The organism is Allobosea sp. 67-29 (assembly GCF_001898115.1).
Classification (GTDB): Bacteria; Pseudomonadota; Alphaproteobacteria; order Rhizobiales; family Beijerinckiaceae; genus Allobosea.
This window is the reverse complement of sequence record NZ_MKSQ01000008.1, coordinates 422,018-442,545: the sequence shown is the minus strand read 5'-3', so window position 1 is coordinate 442,545 and position 20,528 is coordinate 422,018. Positions and strand designations below refer to the sequence as shown.

Annotated in this window: 19 protein-coding genes; 10 read left to right on the top strand and 9 right to left on the bottom strand. The window is 67.2% G+C overall.

The window, feature by feature from the left end; genetic code table 11:
- Nucleotides 1–4 precede the first annotated feature (4 nt).
- Nucleotides 5–937 (bottom strand): SMP-30/gluconolactonase/LRE family protein, encoded by a 933-nt coding sequence (locus tag BGO20_RS08705; protein ID WP_291661485.1) that lies wholly within the window; start codon nt 935–937, stop codon nt 5–7.
- A gap of 60 nt (nt 938–997) precedes the next feature.
- Nucleotides 998–1,903, bottom strand: coding sequence for a LysR family transcriptional regulator (locus BGO20_RS08700; protein ID WP_291661484.1), 906 nt, complete (start codon nt 1,901–1,903; stop codon nt 998–1,000).
- A 128-nt stretch (nt 1,904–2,031) separates the two neighbouring features.
- Between BGO20_RS08700 and BGO20_RS08695 the strand changes: the two genes are divergently transcribed.
- The 8 genes from BGO20_RS08695 (at nt 2,032) to BGO20_RS08660 (ending at nt 11,125) form a co-directional block, all read left to right on the top strand.
- On the top strand, nt 2,032–3,468 hold the full coding sequence (locus BGO20_RS08695; protein ID WP_291661483.1) for an FAD-linked oxidase C-terminal domain-containing protein: 1,437 nt from the start codon (nt 2,032–2,034) through the stop codon (nt 3,466–3,468).
- Nucleotides 3,465–4,652: a glycolate oxidase subunit GlcE gene (gene glcE / locus BGO20_RS08690; RefSeq protein WP_465246012.1), complete on the top strand. Its 1,188-nt coding sequence runs from the start codon at nt 3,465–3,467 to the stop codon at nt 4,650–4,652. The genes BGO20_RS08695 and glcE overlap by 4 nt, the downstream gene beginning before the upstream one ends.
- Nucleotides 4,652–5,287 carry a DUF2585 domain-containing protein gene (locus BGO20_RS08685; RefSeq protein ID WP_291661482.1) on the top strand — a complete coding sequence of 212 codons (636 nt, stop codon included), beginning with the start codon at nt 4,652–4,654 and terminating at the stop codon, nt 5,285–5,287. The genes glcE and BGO20_RS08685 overlap by 1 nt, the downstream gene beginning before the upstream one ends.
- Before the next feature lie 6 nt (nt 5,288–5,293).
- Nucleotides 5,294–6,664: a glycolate oxidase subunit GlcF gene (gene glcF / locus BGO20_RS08680; protein WP_291661481.1), complete on the top strand. Its 1,371-nt coding sequence runs from the start codon at nt 5,294–5,296 to the stop codon at nt 6,662–6,664.
- An 82-nt stretch (nt 6,665–6,746) separates the two neighbouring features.
- Nucleotides 6,747–8,321 carry a histidine--tRNA ligase gene (gene hisS / locus BGO20_RS08675; RefSeq protein ID WP_291661479.1) on the top strand — a complete coding sequence of 525 codons (1,575 nt, stop codon included), beginning with the start codon at nt 6,747–6,749 and terminating at the stop codon, nt 8,319–8,321.
- Nucleotides 8,322–8,430: 109 nt separating this feature from the next.
- A complete protein-coding gene (locus tag BGO20_RS08670; RefSeq protein WP_291661478.1) occupies nt 8,431–9,543 on the top strand; it encodes an ATP phosphoribosyltransferase regulatory subunit in 1,113 nt (370 codons plus the stop codon).
- Entirely contained in the window at nt 9,540–10,511 is a 972-nt protein-coding gene (gene hisG / locus BGO20_RS08665; protein ID WP_291661477.1) for an ATP phosphoribosyltransferase, read from the top strand. The genes BGO20_RS08670 and hisG overlap by 4 nt, the downstream gene beginning before the upstream one ends.
- A 131-nt stretch (nt 10,512–10,642) precedes the next feature.
- Nucleotides 10,643–11,125 carry an META domain-containing protein gene (locus tag BGO20_RS08660; protein ID WP_291661475.1) on the top strand — a complete coding sequence of 161 codons (483 nt, stop codon included), beginning with the start codon at nt 10,643–10,645 and terminating at the stop codon, nt 11,123–11,125.
- A 75-nt stretch (nt 11,126–11,200) separates the two neighbouring features.
- Here BGO20_RS08660 and BGO20_RS08655 read toward each other — a convergent pair whose 3' ends face one another.
- From BGO20_RS08655 to groES, 4 genes are all read right to left on the bottom strand, one after another.
- Entirely contained in the window at nt 11,201–13,294 is a 2,094-nt protein-coding gene (locus BGO20_RS08655) for an ABC transporter ATP-binding protein/permease (protein WP_291661474.1), read from the bottom strand.
- A gap of 171 nt (nt 13,295–13,465) precedes the next feature.
- Nucleotides 13,466–14,572, bottom strand: coding sequence for a branched-chain amino acid ABC transporter substrate-binding protein (locus tag BGO20_RS08650; RefSeq protein WP_291661473.1), 1,107 nt, complete (start codon nt 14,570–14,572; stop codon nt 13,466–13,468).
- Between the two features lie 390 nt (nt 14,573–14,962).
- Entirely contained in the window at nt 14,963–16,600 is a 1,638-nt protein-coding gene (groL, locus tag BGO20_RS08645; RefSeq protein ID WP_291661472.1) for a chaperonin GroEL, read from the bottom strand.
- A gap of 54 nt (nt 16,601–16,654) precedes the next feature.
- The gene (gene groES, locus BGO20_RS08640) at nt 16,655–16,942 is read right to left on the bottom strand and encodes a co-chaperone GroES (RefSeq protein WP_089176366.1); all 288 of its coding nucleotides are present in this window, start codon (nt 16,940–16,942) and stop codon (nt 16,655–16,657) included.
- Nucleotides 16,943–17,170: 228 nt separating this feature from the next.
- Here groES and BGO20_RS08635 point away from each other — a divergent pair, with 228 nt between their 5' ends.
- Complete coding sequence (locus BGO20_RS08635) at nt 17,171–17,638, top strand: MarR family winged helix-turn-helix transcriptional regulator (RefSeq protein WP_291661471.1); 468 nt, start codon at nt 17,171–17,173, stop codon at nt 17,636–17,638.
- 72 nt (nt 17,639–17,710) lie between these two features.
- Nucleotides 17,711–18,190: a PaaI family thioesterase gene (locus BGO20_RS08630; RefSeq protein WP_298921831.1), complete on the top strand. Its 480-nt coding sequence runs from the start codon at nt 17,711–17,713 to the stop codon at nt 18,188–18,190.
- Nucleotides 18,191–18,205: 15 nt separating this feature from the next.
- Here the strand turns inward: BGO20_RS08630 and BGO20_RS08625 are convergent, their stop codons facing one another.
- The 3 genes from BGO20_RS08625 to BGO20_RS08615 form a co-directional block, all read right to left on the bottom strand.
- A complete protein-coding gene (locus tag BGO20_RS08625; protein WP_291661469.1) occupies nt 18,206–19,048 on the bottom strand; it encodes a DMT family transporter in 843 nt (280 codons plus the stop codon).
- Nucleotides 19,045–19,542, bottom strand: coding sequence for a GNAT family N-acetyltransferase (locus tag BGO20_RS08620; RefSeq protein ID WP_291661467.1), 498 nt, complete (start codon nt 19,540–19,542; stop codon nt 19,045–19,047). Before BGO20_RS08620 ends, BGO20_RS08625 begins: the two co-directional genes overlap by 4 nt.
- 63 nt (nt 19,543–19,605) lie before the next feature.
- Entirely contained in the window at nt 19,606–20,370 is a 765-nt protein-coding gene (locus tag BGO20_RS08615) for a sulfite exporter TauE/SafE family protein (RefSeq protein ID WP_291661466.1), read from the bottom strand.
- Nucleotides 20,371–20,528: the final 158 nt, after the last annotated feature.

The window sequence follows — 20,528 nt, the reverse complement described above, 5'->3', positions numbered from 1 at the left end:
CGGCTCAGGGCCGGCCCGCGCCGTTCGTATGGGTCATCACGGCGTAGAGCGAGGTCGTCCCGCAGATGAACAGGCGGTTGAGCTTCGGCCCGCCCCAGCAGACATTCGCGACAATCTCGGGAATCGCCACCTTGCCGACGAGGGTGCCGTCCGGGTGGTAGATGTGGACGCCATCGGCGGCGCTCGACCAGATCCGCCCTTCGATGTCCAAGCGGAAGCCGTCGAAGAGCCCGCTCGTGCAGGTGGCGAAGACCTTCGAGGCGCCCAGCGTCTTGCCGTCAGCGCCGAGCTTGAAGGCACGGATATGGCGCGGGCCGTTCTCGGGGTCGTGGCTGGCGCCGGTATCGGCGATGTAGAGGATGCTCTCGTCCGGCGAGAAGGCGAGGCCGTTGGGCTTGACGAAGTCATCGGCGACGATGGCGATCTCGCCGCTCTGCCCGTCGATCCGGTAGACATGGCAGGCGCCGATCTCGCCCGGGGATTTGTCGCCTTCGTAATCGCTCAGGATGCCGTAGTCGGGATCGGTGAACCAGATCGAGCCATCCGACTTGACCACGACGTCGTTGGGCGAGTTCAGCTGCTTGCCGCCATAGTGGCTCGCAAGCACCGTGATCGAGCCGTCATGCTCGGTGCGCGTCACTTGCCGCCCGCCATGCTCGCAGGTCACAAGGCGGCCCTGCGCGTCGACCGTGTTGCCGTTGGAATTGCGCGCCGGCTGGCGGAAGACGCCGACCTGACCGGTCAATGCGTCGTAGCGCAGCATGCGGTCGTTCGGGATATCCGACCAGACCAAGGTGTTGTGGGCGGGGAACCAGGCCGGCCCCTCCGACCAGCGCGCACCCGTCCACAGCCGCTCGACCCGCGCCGAACCCGGCACGACGCGATGAAAGCGCGGATCCAGAACCGAAACCCCAGTGCCGTCGAGCACGCCGAACATGCCTGTCCTCCCTCGGATATCATCCCGACCATCCCCGCAGGCGCGACGCAGGGCAATGGCCTATAGCGCAAGCCCCGCATCCCAATAGGGCGTGGCGCCGTAGAGCTCCGCCAGATAGTCGACGAAGGCGCGCAGCTTCTGCTCCATGTGTCTGCGGCTGGGATAGACCGCATAGACCGCAACGCGCGAGCCGACGGCGTAGGCGGGCAGCACTCTTTGCAGCGCCCCGGACTTCAGTTCGGGCCCGACATCCCAGGTCGAGCGCAGGGCGATGCCGACGCCGGCCAGGAGCGCCTCGCGCACCACCTCGCTCGAATTGGTCCGCAGCGGGCCGTTGACCCGCACGGAGACGGGCCCCTCCGGCCCGTCGAGCCGCCAGTGATCGGCGTTGTGGGCGATCAAGGTGTGCCGTGACAGCGCCGCGATGCCGGTCGGCGTGCCATGGGCGGCAAGGTAGCCCGGCGTCGCGCAGAGCACCCGGTGATTCGGGGCGAGCCGCTTTGCCACCAGGCTCGAATCCTGCAGGTCGGCGATGCGGACCGCGAGGTCGAAGCCTTCCCCGACCACGTCGACGAAGGCGTCGCTCAGCACGAGTTCGACCGTCACCAGGGGATTCGCGTCGAGAAAGCGCTTGAGATGCGGCGCGATATGCAGGCGCCCGAAGGAGGTGGGCGCCGAGACGCGGAGCGTGCCGCGGACCTGCCCGGCACCGCTGGAAACCCAGGCCTCCGCCTCCTCGATCGAGGACAGGATGGAGACGACGCGCTCGTAGAAGCCTTGTCCGGCCTCGGTCAGGGCGAGCTGGCGCGTCGTGCGCTGCAGCAGGCGCACGCCAAGACGTTCTTCCAGGCGCCGGATGCGCTTCGAGATCACGGCCGGCGACAGGTTGAGCTGCCGGCCGGCGGCCGACATGCTTTTGGTCGTGACCACATGTGCAAACACGTCGAGATCGCCGAACCGGTCCATGATCGGGCCACCTTTTCCATTTTGGAAATAATTGCTGGCTTTCCACACACGCTGCAAGGGGCCTTGAATTGGTCTAGTCTGCAGCGCAATCAGTGATCGGAGCGATGTGGCTCGCGAGGGGGAGGGAGATGAGCGCGATTGCTTTTCCGGCGCCGGATGCCGGCATTCTCGCCCGCCGCGATGCGATCATCGCCGGATTGGCGCGACTCGTCCCGCCGCAGGCGCTGATCACCAGCGACGACGAGCGGCGACCCTACGAGACCGACGCACTCACCGCCTATCGCCGCATGCCCCTGGCCGTCGTGCTGCCCGAGACGACCCGGGAGGTCGCGGCGGTGCTGCGCTATTGCCTGGAGCAGGGCGTGCCTGTGATTCCGCGCGGCTCGGGCACCTCGCTCGCGGGCGGAGCGATCCCTCAGGAGGATGCCGTCGTCATCGGCGTCTCGAAGATGAACCGCATCCTCGAGATCGACTATGCCAATCGCGTCGCCAGGGTCGAGGCGGGCGTCACCAACCTCGCCGTGACGGGTGCCGTTTCGGCCGAGGGCTTCTTCTATGCGCCCGACCCGTCCTCCCAGCTCGCCTGCTCGATCGGCGGCAATATCGGCATGAACTCGGGCGGCGCCCATTGCCTCAAATACGGCGTCACCACCAACAATGTGCTGGGCGTCACGATGGTGATGCTCGATGGCGAGGTTGTCGAGATCGGCGGCGCCCATCTCGATGCCCCCGGCTACGATCTGCTCGGCCTGATCAACGGCTCGGAGGGGCAGCTCGGCATCGTCACCGAGGCAACGGTCCGCATCCTGCGGGCGGCCGAAGGCGCGCGGCCCGTGCTCTTCGGCTTCCCGACCAGCGAGCAGGCGGGCGCGGCCGTGGCTGCGATCATCGGCGCGGGCATCATCCCGGTCGCGATGGAGTTCATGGACAAGCCGGCGATCGAGATCTGCGAGGCCTTCGCCAAGGCCGGCTATCCGATGGATGTCGAGGCGCTCCTGATCATCGAGGTCGAGGGCTCGGATGCCGAGATGGACGCGCAGCTTGCCCGCATCGTCGCCATCGCCCGGGAACACGGCGTCACCACCGTCAAGGAATCCAAATCGGCGATGGAGGCGGCGGCGATCTGGAAGGGGCGCAAATCGGCCTTCGGCGCGACCGGCCGCATCGCCGACTACATCTGCATGGACGGCACGATCCCGACCGGTCAGCTCCCCTACGTGCTCAAGCGCATGGACGAGATCGTGAAGGGTTATGGCCTGCGCGTCGCCAACGTCTTCCACGCCGGCGACGGCAATCTCCATCCGCTGATCCTCTACAACTGCAACGACCCGGTCGAGGCGCAGAAGGCGGAGGATGCCGGCATGGACATCCTCAAGCTCTGCGTCGAGGTGGGCGGCTGCCTCACCGGCGAGCACGGCGTCGGCATCGAGAAGCGCGACCTGATGACGGTCCAGTTCAACGAGGCCGATCTCGCCCAGCAGATGCGGGTGAGGGCGGTCTTCGACGCGCGCTGGCTGCTCAACCCGGCCAAGGTTTTCCCGCTGGAAGGGCGGATCGCCGCGTGATCATCCACACGCCCACAACCGAGGCGCAGGCCTGCGCCGTCGTGAAATCCGTCGTCGAGAACGCCGTGCCGCTGACCTTGCGCGGCGGCGGCACGCGCGCCGGTCTCGGCCGCCCGCCCCAGGTGGCGAGCACCCTGTCCAGCGCCGGCCTCACCGGCATCACGCTCTATGAGCCGGCCGAGATGGTCATCGCCGCCCGCGCCGGAACGCCGCTGGAAACCGTACAGGAGACGCTGGCCGAGCGCGGCCAGATGCTGCCCTTCGAGCCCATGGACCACCGGCCGCTCTTCGGCTCCGACGGCACGCCGACCATCGGTGCGGTCGCCGCCTGCAACGTCTCTGGCCCCCGCCGCATCAACGCCGGCGCCGCGCGCGATTCCTTGATCGGCGTGCGGCTCGTCAATGGCCGCGGTGAGATGGTGAAATCCGGCGGGCGGGTGATGAAGAACGTCACCGGCCTCGATCTCGTGAAGCTCGTCTGCGGCAGCTACGGCACGCTCGGCTTCCTCACCGAGGTCACCTTCCGCGTGCTGCCGAAGCCCGCCGAGACCGCCACGCTGCAATGGCGCGGCCTCTCGGATGCTCAGGGCGTCGCGCTCTTGTCCAAGGCGCTGGGCTCGCCCTTCGAGCCGATGGCGGCGGCGCATCTGCCCGCCGGCCTCGGCGGCGAGGAGGCGCTGACGCTCCTGCGGCTGGAGAATTTTCCGGACTCGCTTCGATACCGCTCCGGCGAGCTCGCGCTGCTGCTCGGCGAATATGGCGTGCCCGACAATCTGGAAGGCGAGCCCATGGCGGCGCTCTGGCGTCATATCCGCGACGCGGCCTTCTTCGCCGGGACGCAGGAGGCGGTCTGGCGCCTGTCGGTCAAGCCGACCGACAGCCCGAGAGCCGCAAGCGCCATCGCGCAGATGTTGCCCGGCGCCCGCTGGTTCTACGATTGGGGCGGTGGCCTGGTCTGGCTTGCAGCGCCGGCCGGAAGCGACGCCGGCTCAGCGGCCATCCGCGCAGCACTGAAGCCGCTCGGCGGCCATGCGACGCTGGTTCGCGCGCCCGATGCGATCCGCGCCGCCGTCGCGGTCTTCCAGCCTCTGTCCGAGCCGCTGATACGTGTGACAGTCGGCATCAAGAAGAGTTTCGATCCGGCCGGCATCTTCGAGCCCGGCCGGATGTATGCGGGGATCTGATGGCGCTCACCGAATCGATCTCCACCGACCTGGCCGAGCCACGGACGCGCTGGGCCTCCGGGCGATTGAACCGGCTCGCCGTTGCAGGGGCGGCTCTGCTGCTCGTGGCCGCCGCCGCGGCGATCCTGCTGGCGATGGGCCGCGAGCCGATGTGCAAATGCGGCTATGTGAAGCTCTGGCAGGGACAGGTGTTCTCCTCCGAGAACTCCCAGCACATCGCCGACTGGTACACCTTCTCGCACATCATTCATGGCTTCCTGTTTTACGGGTTGTTCTGGCTGATCCGCCGCGTCACCGGCCTGCCGATCTCCTTCGGCGCCGCGCTGCTGCTCGCCATCGTCATCGAGAGCGCCTGGGAGATCACCGAGAATTCGCCGGCCGTGATCGAGCATTATCGCTCGGCCACGATCTCGCTCGACTACTACGGCGACAGCGTCCTGAATTCGGTCTGCGACATCCTCGCGATGGTGCTCGGCTTCCTGATCGCCCGGCTGGCGCCGGTCTGGCTGACGGTTTCGAGCGCGCTGGCGATGGAGCTGATCGTCGGCTGGCTGATCCGCGACAACCTGACCCTCAACGTCATCATGCTGCTCTGGCCGATGGACTGGATCAAGGCCTGGCAGGGTGGAGCCTGACGCGCCATGCAGACCAACTTCACCCCCGAGCGCCTCGCCTCCGACCCGCGCATGCCGGCTTCGGAGAAGATCCTGCGCACTTGCGTGCATTGCGGCTTCTGCACCGCGACCTGCCCGACCTATCTGCTGCTCGGCGACGAGCTCGATTCCCCGCGCGGGCGCATCTACCTGATCAAGGACATGCTGGAGAACGGCAAGCCCGCCACCGAAGAGGTGGTGAAGCATGTCGACCGCTGCCTATCCTGCCTCTCCTGCATGTCGACCTGCCCCTCGGGCGTGCACTACATGCACCTCGTCGACCATGCCCGCGCCCATATCGAGGAGACCTATACGCGCTCCTGGCATGATCGTTTGCTGCGCAAGGTGCTGGCGGCGATCCTGCCCTATCCCGGCCGCTTCCGCGCGGCGATGCTGGCGGCGCTGCCGGCGAAGCCCCTCGCTCCTGTTCTCGGCCTGCTGCCCGTCTTCGGTCCGCGTCTGAAGGCGATGCTGGCCCTGGCGCCCGCACGCCTGCCGACACGCTCGGCGATGGAGGGACCGCGCAGCTTCCCGCCGTCGGCCGGGCGCAAGAGGCGCGTCGCGCTGCTCTCGGGCTGCGCCCAGCCGGTGCTCGATCCCGCGATCAACGAGGCGACGATCCGCCTGCTCAACCGCCATGGCGTCGAGGTCGTGCTGCCGAAAGGCGAGGGCTGTTGCGGCGCGCTCGTCCATCATATGGGGCAGGAGCACGATGCGCTCGCCTTCGCCCGGAAGAACATCGACGCGTGGACCGCGGAGATCGACGGCCAAGGGCTCGACGCCATCCTGATCACGGCCTCCGGCTGCGGCACGACGATCAAGGATTACGGCTTCATGTTCCGCAACGAGCCGGATTATGCCGAGAAGGCGGCGAAGGTCGCCGCGTTGGCCAAGGACGTCACCGAGTTCCTGGAGACGCTGGAACTTGCGCCTGTCCGCGACGTCGCGATGCCGATCGCCTATCACTCGGCCTGCTCGATGCAGCACGGCCAGCAGCTCAAGGACGGGCCGAAGCGCTTGCTCTCGGGTGCAGGCTTCAAGGTCAAGGACGTGCCGGAGGGCCATATCTGCTGTGGCTCGGCCGGCGTCTACAACATCCTGCAGCCCGAGATCGCAGGGAAGCTGCGCGAGCGCAAGGTCGGCAATATCGAGCGCACCAGGCCGATGCTGGTCGCGACCGGCAATATCGGCTGCATGACCCAGCTCGCGAAGGGTTTTGCCGACAAGGGAGCCACCACGCCGGTTGTGCATACGGCCGAATTGCTGGACTGGGCGACCGGTGGCCCGCTGCCGGAGAAGCTGGCGCGGGCGGGGATCGAGGACCGGCCGTTGCGGCCTGCGCAACTGGTGGCTGAGTAGCGAGAAGGACGCGCTTGCCCCTGGCGCTCGTACGGTCTAACCCGCAATCGACTTTTTGTTGATTGTCCGAGTTTCGCACGCCATGTCCGCCGACAAGACCGCCCCTGCCAAGCTGAAGGCCCGCCAGCCGCGCGGCTTCGTCGATCGCGGCCCCGCCGATGTTGCTGCCACCGAGCGCATGCTCGCAGTCATCCGCGAGAGCTTCTCGCGTTATGGCTTCGATCCGGTCGAGACGCCCTTTGTCGAATACACCGATGCGCTCGGTAAATTCCTGCCGGATCAGGACCGGCCGAACGAGGGCGTCTTTTCCTTCCAGGACGATGACGAGCAGTGGCTCTCGCTGCGTTACGACCTGACGGCGCCGCTCGCCCGCCATGTCGCGGAAAATTTCGACGCGCTGCCGAAACCCTATCGCGGCTATCAGGTCGGCTATGTCTTCCGTAACGAGAAGCCCGGGCCGGGCCGCTTCCGCCAGTTCATGCAGTTCGATGCGGACATTGTCGGCAGCGGCTCGGTCACGGCCGATGCCGAGATCTGCATGCTGGCCGCCGACACGATGGAAGCGCTCGGCATCCGGCGCGGCGACTATGTCGTGAAGGTCAACAACCGTAAGGTGCTCGACGGCGTGATGGACGCGGCGGGCATCGATGCTGCTGCGCGCCTCACCGTGCTGCGCGCGATCGACAAGGCCGACAAATTCCCGCTGGAGGAGGTCCGCAAGCTCCTCGGCGAAGGCCGCAAGGACGAGAGCGGCGACTTCACCAAGGGCGCAGGCCTCTCCAGCGCGCAGTCCGACCGCATCCTGCGCTATCTTGAACTCGGCCAGAAGCTTGCCGAGCTGGGCAAGACGAACGCCAGGGACAGCGAAGGCTCCGCCAAGCTTTCAGCCGCGGCGCTTACCGATTTGCGTGGCCTCGTCGAAGGTGCCGAGAACGGCCAGGCCGGCATCGCCGAACTGGAGCAGATCCGCGAACTGATCACGGCGGCCGGGTATCTCGGCCGCATCATCATCGACCCTTCCGTCGTCCGCGGCCTCGAATACTATACCGGCTCTGTTTACGAGGTGGAGCTGACCTTTCCGGTCACCAACGAGGACGGGCAGGTCGTGCGCTTCGGCTCGGTTGCCGGCGGCGGGCGCTATGACGGCCTCGTCGGCCGCTTCCGGCCCGAACCGGTGCCGGCGGTCGGCTTCTCGATCGGTGTCTCCCGGCTCTATTCGGCGCTGAAGGCGGTGAAGTCGCCCATCGTCGACAGCAAGAGCGAGCTGCCGCTCGTCGTCGTCACCGCCATGGACAACAAAAGCCCCGAATTCATGCCGGGCTATCAGGCGATGGTGTCTTCGCTCCGGCAGGCGAGGGACGAGGACGGCAGGTCGCTCTGCCGCGCCGATCTCTATCTGGGTAGCTCCGGCTTCAACGCCCAGATGAAATATGCCGACCGGCGCGGCGCGGTCTGCGCCGTGATTCAGGGCTCGTCGGAGCGCGAGGCCGGCACGGTCGTCGTCAAGGACCTGATCCTCGGCGCCGAGCTCGCCGCCGCCAGCCGCGACGTCAAGGATTCGGCCGAGCACAAGGCCAAGCAGGCCGAGGCGCAGTTTGCGGTGCCGGTGGCCGAGCTGGTCGAGGGCGTGAAGAAGGTTCTCGCGCGACACGCGTGAGCCCTCTCCCTTGCCGGAGAGGAAAGACCGTTCACCCAATTCGCTCAAATCTGTCGAAAACGCCGGGTATCGCTGCTAGGACGACGCTCGCAACAGGACAGGACGACCCGTGCCCGCAAGCCGTGCCCGCATCGATGACGTGATCGCCCTTCTCGCCGGCGAGGGCTACGCCTGCGCCGAACCCGCCATCCTCCAGCCTGCCGACGTCTTCCTCGATCTTTCGGGCGAGGATATCCGCCGGCGAATCTTCATGACGCAGGATGCCGACGGCCGCGACTGGTGCCTGAGACCCGAATACACCATTCCCGTCGCGCTCGATCACATCGCCTCCGGCTCGACCGAGCCGGCGGCTTATGCCTATGCCGGCCCGGTCTTCCGCATGCGCTCCGGCGAGCCCGGCGAATTCCAGCAGGCGGGGCTCGAATCCTTCGGGCGCGAGGATTTCACCGCGACCGATGCCGAGATCATGGCGCTGGCGGTCGAGGCTGCCGTTACGCTCGGGCTGAAGGCGCCGCGGATCGTCATGGGCGATGTCGCGCTGCTTGGAGCGCTGCTCGACCGCCTGGCGGTGTCGCAGGGTGCGCGTCGGCGGCTGGTGCGCGCGATCGTGCAAGGCAAGGGCACTGACGCCGTCGCCGCGCTCGATCCTCCGGCACCGGATGGCGAGGCCGCCCATGCCGGCCTGCTCAAGGCGCTCGAAGGGCAGGACCCGAAGGCCGCCCGCGCCTTCGTCGAGGACGTGCTCTCGATTGCCGGCATCTCGACGGTCGGCGGACGCAGCGCCGCCGATATCGCCGAACGCTTCCTCGCCCGCGCGGCCGAGCGCGAGAACCCGGTCAATGGCGACGTCAAGGCGCTGCTGGGCCAGGTGCTGGCCATCGTCGGCGATCCCGATGCCGCTTCCGCCTCGCTCCGGGCGCTGGCCGACCAGGCCGCGCTCGACCTCAATCGCGAGCTCGATGCCTTCGACGAGCGCACCGGCTTCCTCGCCGCACGCGGGGTCGATGTCGGTGCCATCCAGTTTTCGGCCGGTTTCGCCCGCAATCTCGACTACTACACCGGCTTCATCTTCGAATTGCACGACCCCGCCCGTGGCGACGCCAAGCCGGTGGCCGGCGGCGGACGCTACGACAATCTGCTCGGCCGCCTGGGGGCGAAGCGCGCGGTTCCCGCGGTCGGCGCCTCGCTCTGGCTCGACCGTCTGGCGGGAGAAGCCGCATGACCGACGCCCCTCTCGTCCTCGCTGTCCCCTCGAAGGGCCGGCTGCAGGAGAACGCCACCGCCTTCTTCGGCCGCGCCGGGCTGAAATTCGTCAAGGCCAGCGGCGAGCGCGGCTATCGTGGCACGATCGCGGGCGTGGAGGGCGCGGAGGTCGCTTTCCTGTCGGCCTCGGAGATCGTCGCGCAGCTCGCCTCCGGCGCTGCCCATCTCGGCGTCACCGGAGAAGACCTGGTGCGCGAGCAGTTGTCCGATGCCGATGCGGCGGTGGAGATGCTGACCCCGCTCGGATTCGGCCACGCCAATGTCGTCGTCGCCGTGCCGCAGGCCTGGATCGACGTGCGCAGCATGACCGATCTCGAGGATGTCGCCTCGACCATGCGCGCCCGCCATGGCCGCAAGCTGCGCGTCGCCACCAAATATGTGAACCTGACACGCCGCTTCTTCGCCGAGCACGGCTTGGCGGATTACCGGATCGTCGAGAGCCTGGGCGCTACCGAAGGCGCGCCCGCCGCCGGCACGGCCGAGATCGTCGTCGACATCACCACCACCGGCGCGACGCTCGCCGCCAACGCGCTGAAGGTGCTCGACGACGGCGTGATGCTCGCCTCCGAAGCCAATCTCGTCGCGTCGACGCGCGCGCCCTGGAGCGCTCGGGCCCGGGCCGCGGTCCGCACCATTCTCTCCCGCATCGCCGCCGAGGAAGAGGGCCGCACCATCCGCGAGATCCGCGCCAGGCTCGATCTCGACGCCGCGGCGCTGTCGGCCCTGACGGAGAGTTTCGGGGCGCGGTTGCCCTTCGGAGCGCCGCTGGCCGGCGCGCCGCTGACGCTGCACTGCCCGGGCAAGGCGGTTTTCGCGCTGGTCGAGGAGCTCGACCGCAAGGGCGCCGACGACATCACGGTCACGGCCCCGGCCTATGTCTTCCGCCGCGCGAACCGGTTGCTGGAGCGGCTCGACGCCCGTATCTGACCGGCCGCTTGTGGCAAGGGCTGTGCGCTTTCGCGCGCGGCAGCCTTGATCCCGAACGAATTGGCCTCTAGGCGTTTAACCATGAAGGGGCCCGTGCCGCTTTCGCGCGCGTGAACGCAGGTAAGATGACGATGACTCCACGCCTTGGCCTTGCGGCCGTCCTCGCCGCGTTGGTCGTGCCGATGCTGGTTCCCGGAGAAGCCGCCGCACAGCGTCAGAGGATGCCGTCCCGTCAGGAGCTCGGCGGCGGCAATACGCCGATTCCGACACCGCAGCAGGAGAAGACCTTCCCGCTCGGCGCCAGCTGGAGCCTCGTTCAGCTCAACGGCAAGCCGGTTCATGATCGCCGGGTCACGCTGCTGATCGACCAGAATCTGCGCGGTACGGGCTTCGCCGGCTGCAACACCTTCTCGGCTGCCGCCTATCCGCTGCGCCAGCAGGGTTTCGCGGTGGGGCCGATCGCCATCACCAAGCGGAGCTGCGACAAGGGCACGCTCGATTTCGAGCGCACCTTCCTCATCGCCCTGCGCGCCACCCAGAAATGGGACCTGGTGAACGGCCGGCTCGTCCTCAAGGGCGGTGCGGGCGAACTGGTGCTCAGCCGCTCGCTCTGAGCAGTCCCGCGGAAGGGGCCGCGCCGGGGCATCCGGCGCCTCCGTCGAAACCGCTCGATCGGGCGCCGGCTGCCTTCAGGCGACCGGCGCTTTTGCCGTCGGGATCGGCGTGAAGGTGCCGTCCTCGTTCGGTTCCATCGTGACGATGGCATCATGCATCTCGCGCAGCGTGGCGCGGTGACCGATCGAGACGATGTGCGCTTGCGGCAGTTCCCGATCGATCGTCGCGTAGATCTCGCCTTCGAGCTTCTCGTCGAGCGAGGCAGTGGCTTCGTCGAGGAAGAGCCAGTCCGGCTTGCTCAGCAGGGCGCGCGCCACGGCCAGCCGTTGCTGCTCGCCGCCCGACAGGCGCTGGCCCCAGAGATCGACCTCGTCGAGCCTGTCCGCCAGATGCCCGAGTCTGACCTTGGCCATCGCCTCGCGGATCGCGTCGTCGCCATAGGCCTCCTCGCGCTCCGGATAGGCGAGGGCGGCGCGCAGCGTGCCCTGCGGCAGATAGGGGCGTTGCGGCAGCAGCATGATCCGCGCCTGCGCCGGGATTCCGACCTTGCCGTCGCCGAACGGCCAGATGCCGGCAATGGCGCGGAACAGCGTCGACTTGCCCGAGCCGGAGGGGCCGATCACCAGGGTCGAGCGCGTCTTGCCGAAGTCCAGCCGGTCCAGCCGGACGATTGGCTGGCCGTTGGGCAGCGCCAGCACCGCCTTGCCGACATGCAGGCCGCCGTCTCGCGAGGTCTCGCGGCTTAGTGCATCCTCGCTGATCGGGCCGTGCTGAGCCTCTGCGATCGCCTTCTCGAAGGTCGTCAGGCGGCTGATGGCGGCGAGGTACTGCGCGATCGAGGAATAGCTGTTGATGATGAAGGACAGCGCCGTCTGCACCCGGTCGAAGGCGCCCGCGACCTGCATCATCACGCCGAGCGTGATCGTGCCGGCGAAGTAGTAGGGCGCAAGGATGATCGTGGGAACCACGACACTGGCTTGATTGTAGGAGAAGGTGAAGGCGCTCAGCTTCAGCCGCCGCCAGACCAGCCGGTAGAAGTTCTCGACGATGGCGCGGAAGCGCCCGGCCAGATGCGCACGCTCGGTCGGCTCGCCGACCATGAGCGCGATCTGCTCCGAATATTCGCGCAGGCGCGCCAGCGAGAAGCGGAAGTTCGCCTCGCGCTTTTCCTGCTCGAATTCGAGGTTGATCAGCGGCCGGCCGATCAAATGCGTCAGCCAGGTCGCGACCGCGGCATAGAAGAAGGCGACCCAGAAGATGTAGCCGGGGATTTCGATCGCGGTGCCCGGCAGGGTGAACTTCGCGTCGATATTCCAGAGGATGATCGAGAAAGAGACCAGCGTGGAGACCTGCGAGAGCAGCGGCAGCGCGAAGTTGTAGGTCTGGTTGACGAAAGAGCGCGTATCTTCGGCGATGCGCTGGTCCGGGTTGTCGACGCTGCCTGCGAGCGCGATCCGGTAGTGGGTGGCATGGCTCAGCCAGCGCTCGGTGTATTCATGCGCCATGAACTGCCGCCAGCGGATCAGCAGGGTGTAGTTGGCGAAGATCTCGACCAGGCCGGAAACCACCCAGATCGTCGCCCATGGAATGAAGACCCAGAGCTGCTGATACCAGAAGGCGGCCGCGTCCTTGTTCTGCAGCGCGTTGTACATGTCGCGGCTGAAGAACGAGATCCTGAGGGTGATGCCGACCTGCGCCTGGTTCAGCACGATGAGGAAAACGAACAGGGCCACGGCCAGTCGTCCCAGCCGGATCTGGTAGGGGCCGATCGGCCAGAGATTGGCCGTGGTGATCTCGTCCGATTCGAAGAAGGGCGAGGCGATGCGTGAAATGCGGGCGATCACCGGCACGAAGGAGATCGCGTAGATCATGATGCCGAAGACGCCGACCGTGGTCGGCAGGCTGGTCGGCACCGGCGGGATGCCGAGGGACGCCGGCCACAGCCCTGCCTGGGCCAGCAGAGCCGTCGCCGCGAACAGCACATATTCGATCGCGAAGATGCCGGAGAAGATGCGCAGGAAGAAGGTCAGCGTCGGCGAGCGGAAGGTGACGACCGCCAGAAGCAGGCCGACGATGCCCATCCCGATGATGCCGGCCGAACCGGCCGGGACGCCGACCGCCAGCGCGGCAGCCGCCATCAGGGCGACGAGGATACTCAACGGGCGCATGGGCTGAAATCCTGGCGGGAAGGGGTCGATGCCATGATTCGGACCATGTCCCAGCGCCGATGGCCTTTCAATGGCGCTGCGCCGAGATGAGCAAATTGTCATCTGCCGGAGAGGCGAATGGTAGGTGGCCGGGGCGCGGCGACTGGCTGCGCGGCACCCCGGCCGGGAGGATCACTCCGCCGCGACGATCTTGCCGGCTTCCCACTTGTACATCGAGAAGCTCGGCGAGGTCAGATCGCCGGTCTTGCCATAAGTCAGGGTGCCGATGGCGGTCTTGATCGCCATGCCGGCATGCAGCGCCTTGGCGGTGGCCGAGGGATCGGCCTTGCCGGCCTTCTCGATGCCGGCCTTGATGACCTCGACGGCGGCATAGGCGTTCAGCGTGAACGCCTCCGGCGGAAGGCCCTTTTCCTTCAGAGCGGCCACGGCCGCTGCCGAATCCGGGTTCTTCAGCGCGTCGCTGGCATTGGTGAACAGCGTGCCGGTGGCGTTGTTGCCGCCGATCGCCGCGAATTCGGTATTGGAGAGGCCGTCGCCGCCGATGATCGTCGCCTTGACGCCGGCATCGGCGAGCTGGCGGGCGAGCAGGCCGCCCTCGGGGTGGTAGCCGCCGAAATAGATGACGTCGGCTCCGGCGGACTTCAGCCGCGTGATGACGGCCGAAAGATCCTTCTCGCCCGGCGTCAGCGCCAGATAGGCCACTTCCTTGAGACCGCCGGCGTGAATGCCCTTCTGGAAGTTGTCGGCGAGGCCCTTGCCGTAGGTGCCCTTGTCGTGGACGATCGCGATCTTCTTGTCCTTCAGGTTCTTCACCGCATAGGCGGCGGCGACCTCGGCCTGCTGATCATCGCGGCCGCAGGTGCGGAAGACGTTGGTGAGGCCACGCGTGGTCAGCGCCGGCGAGGTCGCGGTCGGCGTCACCATCAGCACGCCGCTCTCCGCGAGCGCGTCGGAGGTCGCCATCGCGACGCCGGAGGTCACTGGTCCGACGACGAACTTCACCTTGTCGCCGACGAGCAGATTGGCGGAGGAGACGCCCTGCTTCGGGTCGCCGGCATCGTCCGCCAGCTTGAGCACGAGCTTCTCGCCCAGCACCCCGCCATCCTTGTTGATCACGTCGACGGCCGTCTGGGCGCCGTTCTTGACCTGCTCGCCATAGGCGGCGACCGGGCCGGTCAGCGGCGCGATCAGGCCGATGGTGATATCGGCGCGCGCGGCCTGCGCCGCGAGGAGCGTGGCGGCGAAAGCGACGCCGGTGAGGAGTTTCGAGGTTTTCATGGGCCTCTCCCGATCGGTTGGCATGATCGCGCGTCCAAATTGGAGGCGCTTGCCGCTTTTATAGGCGAGGAGCGGTGACGATGACATCGCATCGGCTCCCGAGCGGGCCGCTTCGGATGCATGGCGTGGGCGGAGGCGCGCCGTGAACGGACAGAGCACTTGGAAGCGCTGGGAACCCTCTTCCGGAGGGAGAGGGCGGGTTAAGGGGTGTCGCGGTTGGACGCTGTAGCGGGCGCCCGAGCGTTGCTGCAACGGGGTGAGGGCGAACGGTCCCGCGGCCGACATCTCACGCCTACCCCTTTCCTTTCCTTTCCTGGACGCGTCCGCGCTCAAGAAAAAAGGCCCGGCTTGCGCCGGGCCTTCCTTGTAGCTGTGAGAAGCTGGACGTCCTCAGAAGTCCATGCCGCCCATGCCGCCGCCGCCCATCGGGGGCATCGGGGCGTCCTTCTTCGGCTGGTCGGCGACCATCGCCTCGGTGGTGATCAGCAGGCCCGCGATCGAAGCCGCGTCCTGGATCGCCGTGCGGACGACCTTGGTCGGGTCGATGATGCCGGCCTTGACCAGATCGCCGTACTCGCCGGTCTGGGCGTTGTAGCCGTAGGAGTAGTCCTTCGACTCGAGCAGCTTGCCGACCACGACCGCGCCGTCATCGCCGGCGTTGTCGACGATCTGGCGGGCCGGAGCGGCGATCGCCTTGCGGACGATCTCGACGCCGGTCTTCTGGTCGTCGTTCTGGGTCTTGATGCCCTTGACCGAGTTGAGGGCGCGCAGCAAAGCGACGCCGCCGCCCGGCAGGATGCCTTCCTCGACCGCAGCGCGGGTCGCGTTCAGGGCATCGTCGACGCGGTCCTTCTTCTCCTTGACCTCGACCTCGGTCGCGCCGCCGACGCGGATCACCGCGACGCCGCCAGCGAGCTTGGCCAGGCGCTCCTGGAGCTTCTCACGGTCGTAGTCCGAGGTGGTCTCCTCGATCTGGGCCTTGATCTGGCCGACGCGCGCCTCGATGTCCTTCTTCTTGCCGGCGCCGTCGATGATCGTGGTGTTCTCCTTCTCGATGCGCACGCGCTTGGCGCGGCCGAGCATGTTGAGCGTCACGGTCTCGAGCTTGATGCCGAGGTCTTCCGAGATCATCTGACCGGCGGTCAGGATCGAGATGTCCTCGAGCATGGCCTTGCGGCGGTCACCGAAGCCCGGAGCCTTGACGGCCGCGACCTTCAGGCCGCCACGGAGCTTGTTGACGACGAGCGTGGCCAGGGCCTCGCCCTCGACGTCCTCGGCGATGATGAGGAGCGGCTTGCCGGTCTGCACGACGGCCTCGAGGATCGGCAGCATCGCCTGCAGCGAGGAGAGCTTCTTTTCGAAGACGAGGATGTAGGGGTCGTCCAGCTCCGCGATCATCTTCTCGGAGTTGGTGATGAAGTACGGCGAGAGATAGCCGCGGTCGAACTGCATGCCCTCGACGACGTCGAGCTCGGTCTCGGCGGTCTTGGCTTCCTCGACGGTGATGACACCCTCGTTGCCGACCTTCTGCATGGCCTTCGAGATCATCTCGCCGACCGACGAGTCGCCGTTGGCCGAGATGGTGCCGACCTGCGCGACTTCCGCGTTGGAGGTGACCTTCTTCGAGTTCTTCTTGAGGTCGGCGACGATGGCCTCGACAGCGAGGTCGATGCCGCGCTTCAGGTCCATCGGGTTCATGCCGGCCGCAACCGACTTGGCGCCCTCGCGGACGATCGCCTGAGCCAGGACCGTGGCGGTGGTGGTGCCGTCGCCGGCATGGTCGTTCTGGCGCGAAGCGACTTCGCGGACCATCTGGGCGCCCATGTTCTCGAACTTGTCGGAAAGCTCGATTTCCTTGGCGACGGTGACGCCGTCCTTGGTGATGCGGGGAGCGCCGAACGACTTCTCGATCACGACGTTGCGGCCCTTCGGACCGAGCGTGACCTTCACGGCGTTGGCGAGGACATCCACGCCGCGCAGCATCTTGTCGCGGGCGTCGGTGCCGAACTTGACGTCTTTGGCAGCCATGAGAGCTACTCCTTGGACTGGAACTGGAAAGGTGAGGAGGCGGTCAGGCGGCTATCAGCCGACGACGCCCATGATGTCGGATTCCTTCATGATCAGGAGGTCCTGACCATCGATCTTGACCTCGGTGCCCGACCACTTGCCGAACAGGACGCGGTCGCCCTTCTTGACGTCGAGGGCGACGAGCTTGCCGGCCTCGTCACGCGCGCCGGGGCCGACGGCGACGATTTCGCCCTCCTGGGGCTTTTCCTTGGCGGTCTCGGGGATGATGATGCCACCCTTGGTCTTTTCCTCGCTGTCGAGGCGGCGGACCACGACGCGGTCATGCAAAGGACGGAACTTCATGGTTCTGTCTTCCTCTTGTCATATTCGGTTCGGGCGCCGCTGAAGGGCCCCGGGGTGAGGCTGTTAGCAGTCCTCCCAGGAGAGTGCTAACAGATGCCAGCGCAGATAGGCGTGGGGCTCAGGAGAGTCAAGGAAGCGACGAGCGATAAAGTGAACGCGTGTGCACGCGACGTCGCAGCCCTTCGCCTGCCGGCTGCGGCCAAGCCCAGAACACGCTAAGATGGCTATATGACGACATCAGCGACGATCCTTGCGCCCGACGCCCGTCTCGACGACATCGCCCGCTCCTGCGTGGCGCTGCACGTGCGCATGACGGCCCGCGCCGTCACGCGTGCCTATGACGAGGCGATGCGCCCCAGCGGGCTGAAGATCACCCAGTTCGTGCTGCTGTCGGCCCTGAGCACGGGGCAGTGGAAGTCGATCACCGAGCTGGCCGAGCGCTTCGCGCTGGAGCGCACGTCGCTGACGCGCAACCTCCAGCTTCTGGCGGCGGAGGGCATGGTCGAGCCCGTCGAGTGCCGCGGCCGGGCCGCCGTCTACGCGGTGACGGAGAAGGGCAGGGCCGCGATCGAGGCCGCCATTCCCTATTGGCGCGCGGCACAGGACAAGATCGAGGGCGGCTTCGGCGAGGAGCGCTGGCGCGAGACGCGCGACGGACTGAAGGCGCTGCGCCGCGCCGCACGGGGCGAGCGCTGAGGCCGCGCTTATCGGTTGACCACCGCCAGCTCGCAACTCTATCGTGCAGATACACGAATGGAGATCGACAGGATGCGCGCGGTTGGGGTGGTGTCTCGCGAGGAGCTTGTCGCGGGTGACGGGCTGAGCTTCCTGCGCGGGATCATTGCCGGCGGCAATCCGGCGCCGCCTTTTGCGGATACCATGGATTTCGAGCTTGCCGAGGCGGATGAGGGCCGGGTGGTCTTCACAGGCCGGCCGTCGCCGCGCTTCTTCAATCCGCTCGGCACGATTCATGGCGGCTGGACCGCGACGATCCTCGATTCCGCCATGGCCTGCGCGGCGCATTCCACGCTGAAGCCCGGCGAAGGCTACACGACGCTGGAGATGAAGCTGAACTATGTCCGCCCGGTCATGCCGGATTCCGGCACGGTGCGTTGCGAAGGCCGGCTGATCCACCGGGGCGGATCGGTCATCACCACTGAAGGCAGTCTCGTCGACGCGCGCGGCAAGCTGCTGGCGCATGGCACCGAGACCTGTCTCGTCCTCGCGGCAAGGAAGACGGGCGGCTGAGGGCGGGAGTGGCGGCTACCTCCGGCTGACGGCGACCGCGCCCGCGACGATCAGGAGCGCGCCGGCATAGGTCGTGTAGAGCGGTACCTCGCCGAAGAAGTGGAAGCCGAGCAGGCTCGCCCAGATCAGCGCGGTATATTCGATTGCCGCCAGCTTCGACGCTGCCGCCCGGGCATAGGCTGAAGTCAGGGTCAGGTGGCCGGCGACGCCCAGCGCTCCCGCGCCGAGATAGATTGCCAGATCGGTCAGGCTGATCGGCACGAGGACGCTCATCGCCGGCACTGCGAGGCACAGCGCCGGTCCGACATTCTGGAAGGCGACGATGACGGCCGGATGCTCGCGCATCGCGATGCGCCGGAGCAGGACGAGGTTGAAGGCGTAGCTCACGGCAGAGAACAGAGCCGCTGCCACGCCGAGCCCCGCGCCGCTGACATGGCCCTGCAGCCGCGGCCAGACCATGATCAGCATGCCTGCGAGGCCGAAGGCGAGCGCCTGCAGCACGCGTCTGTCGATCCTTTCCCGGAGCAGCAGCCCGCCCAGCAGCGCGACGAAGACCGGCGCGAGGAAGGACAGCGTCAGGGCCTCCGCCATCGGCAGCACCGAGAGCGAGTAGAAGAAGCTGCCGGCGGTCAGCACGACGAGCGGAATGCGGGCCAGGTTGCCTATCAGGCTTTCGCGCGTCGGCCTTGCAGGCCGGACGACGAGAAGGACGGCGAGCGCGCAGAGCCCGCCCATGGCGAAGCGCATGAACAGCGCCAGCGCGAAGGGATGCTTCTGCATCTGGCCCTTCAGGACGGCGTCCATGCCGGTGAGGAGCGCGATGCCGAGCGCGGCGCGCAGCGCTGTCGACCAGGTCATGCAGGGCTGCGCAGCGGCTTGCGGAAATGATATTCCCAGGTGGCGGAGACGTCGGCGAGATAGCGCTCGCCGGGCCAGCGCCGGAATCCGAGCTTCTCGTAGAAGCGATGGCCGCGGGCGAAGCGCGTATCCGACCAGAGCATCATCTCGGCGAAGCCGCCGGCTTCGGCGAAGGAGAGCGCCTCCGCGAACAGCGCCTGCGCCAGCCCGGTCCCGCGAAAGGCAGGATTGGCATAGACCTTGGTGAGCTCGACCGCATTCTGTTCCGCCACCGGCGTGACGCCCAGCGAGCCGGCGATGCCGCCACCCGGTGCATCGACGATCCAGAGCTTGCCGCCCTTGGTGGCGAAAGCGGTTGCCGGCTGCCTCAACTCCGGGAATTCCTCCCAGGCGAAATGACAGTTCGGATATTCGGCGAAGCTCGCCGCGATCAGGGTGGCGAGCGGTTCGGAATCGGCGTCGCGGGCGGGGCGGATCGGCGGGAGGACGGTCATGACAGCGCCTCTAGGCACAAATTTTATGCGCGCCTAGTGGGTCTGCGGCATTCCGTCATGCCGCTATCGCATCAGGGCGAGGGCGGCATCGACCGTCAGCTTCAGCGCCGCGACCGCGAGCAGGACATAGCACCAGAAGAACAAGGCTTTCTGCTCAAGCCGATCATGCAGTACGCGGCCGAGCCAGATTCCGATCGGGACGGCGGGAGCCAGGGCCAGCGCGCCCCAGAGCGCTTCGGTGTGCCTCAGGCCGAGGCTGAAATAAGGCGGTAGCTTCAGCCAGTTGCCGAGCGTGAAGATCGCCACCGTGGTGCCGACGAAGAGCGTCTTCGGCAGGCCGCGTGCGAGCAGATACATCGCGACGGGCGGCCCGCCGGCATGGGCGACGAAGGTGGTGAAGCCCGAGGCCGCGCCCGCGGTCAGCGCCAGCGCTGGCGAGACCGGCCTGTTACCCGGCGGAGCGAGGCGCCCCTTCAGGAACCAGTGCGCCGTGAAGAGCAGCGTCACGACGCCGATCATCAGGTTGACGATACGCGGGTCGACGCGGACGAAGACGAGGTAGCCGAGCCCGATGCCGAAGACCAGCCCCGGCAGCAGCCAGACCAGATCGGGCTTCGACCAAGTGTCGCGGCCGAAGCGCTGGAGCGCCATCAGATCCATCAGCGAGACCAGCATCGAGACCATGATCGCGGCGTTCTGCGGCGTGGTGACCATCGCCAGCAGCGGAATGCCGAGAATGGCGAGGCCACCGCCGAAGGCGCTCTTGCCGATCGCGATGATCAGCGTCGTCACCCAGCCGACGAGATAGAAGGAGAGCGGCTCGGACATCAGAGTGCCTGATCACGGACCGGCCGCTGCGGCTGCGAGGCTCCGGCACCTTCCGCTTGGAAATCCATTTGCGCCCCGCTACGCCATGTTTCACCGAGTTTCGCGACTTGCCTGCGAGTCGCAAGGTTGCCGGCCGCATGGGTGTCGTGACGGAAAAC

Coding starts and splice junctions, on each gene's coding strand:
- BGO20_RS08695 (WP_291661483.1), top strand. CDS start 2,032: ATGAGCGCGATTGCTTTTCCGGCGCCGGATGCCGGCATTCTCGCCCGC.
- BGO20_RS08635 (WP_291661471.1), top strand. CDS start 17,171: ATGACGACATCAGCGACGATCCTTGCGCCCGACGCCCGTCTCGACGAC.
- BGO20_RS08620 (WP_291661467.1), bottom strand. CDS start 19,542: ATGACCGTCCTCCCGCCGATCCGCCCCGCCCGCGACGCCGATTCCGAA.
- glcF (WP_291661481.1), top strand. CDS start 5,294: ATGCAGACCAACTTCACCCCCGAGCGCCTCGCCTCCGACCCGCGCATG.
- BGO20_RS08615 (WP_291661466.1), bottom strand. CDS start 20,370: ATGTCCGAGCCGCTCTCCTTCTATCTCGTCGGCTGGGTGACGACGCTG.
- BGO20_RS08625 (WP_291661469.1), bottom strand. CDS start 19,048: ATGACCTGGTCGACAGCGCTGCGCGCCGCGCTCGGCATCGCGCTCCTC.
- BGO20_RS08655 (WP_291661474.1), bottom strand. CDS start 13,294: ATGCGCCCGTTGAGTATCCTCGTCGCCCTGATGGCGGCTGCCGCGCTG.
- groL (WP_291661472.1), bottom strand. CDS start 16,600: ATGGCTGCCAAAGACGTCAAGTTCGGCACCGACGCCCGCGACAAGATG.
- groES (WP_089176366.1), bottom strand. CDS start 16,942: ATGAAGTTCCGTCCTTTGCATGACCGCGTCGTGGTCCGCCGCCTCGAC.
- hisS (WP_291661479.1), top strand. CDS start 6,747: ATGTCCGCCGACAAGACCGCCCCTGCCAAGCTGAAGGCCCGCCAGCCG.
- BGO20_RS08660 (WP_291661475.1), top strand. CDS start 10,643: ATGACTCCACGCCTTGGCCTTGCGGCCGTCCTCGCCGCGTTGGTCGTG.
- BGO20_RS08700 (WP_291661484.1), bottom strand. CDS start 1,903: ATGGACCGGTTCGGCGATCTCGACGTGTTTGCACATGTGGTCACGACC.
- BGO20_RS08630 (WP_298921831.1), top strand. CDS start 17,711: ATGCGCGCGGTTGGGGTGGTGTCTCGCGAGGAGCTTGTCGCGGGTGAC.
- BGO20_RS08705 (WP_291661485.1), bottom strand. CDS start 937: ATGTTCGGCGTGCTCGACGGCACTGGGGTTTCGGTTCTGGATCCGCGC.
- BGO20_RS08685 (WP_291661482.1), top strand. CDS start 4,652: ATGGCGCTCACCGAATCGATCTCCACCGACCTGGCCGAGCCACGGACG.
- BGO20_RS08650 (WP_291661473.1), bottom strand. CDS start 14,572: ATGAAAACCTCGAAACTCCTCACCGGCGTCGCTTTCGCCGCCACGCTC.
- hisG (WP_291661477.1), top strand. CDS start 9,540: ATGACCGACGCCCCTCTCGTCCTCGCTGTCCCCTCGAAGGGCCGGCTG.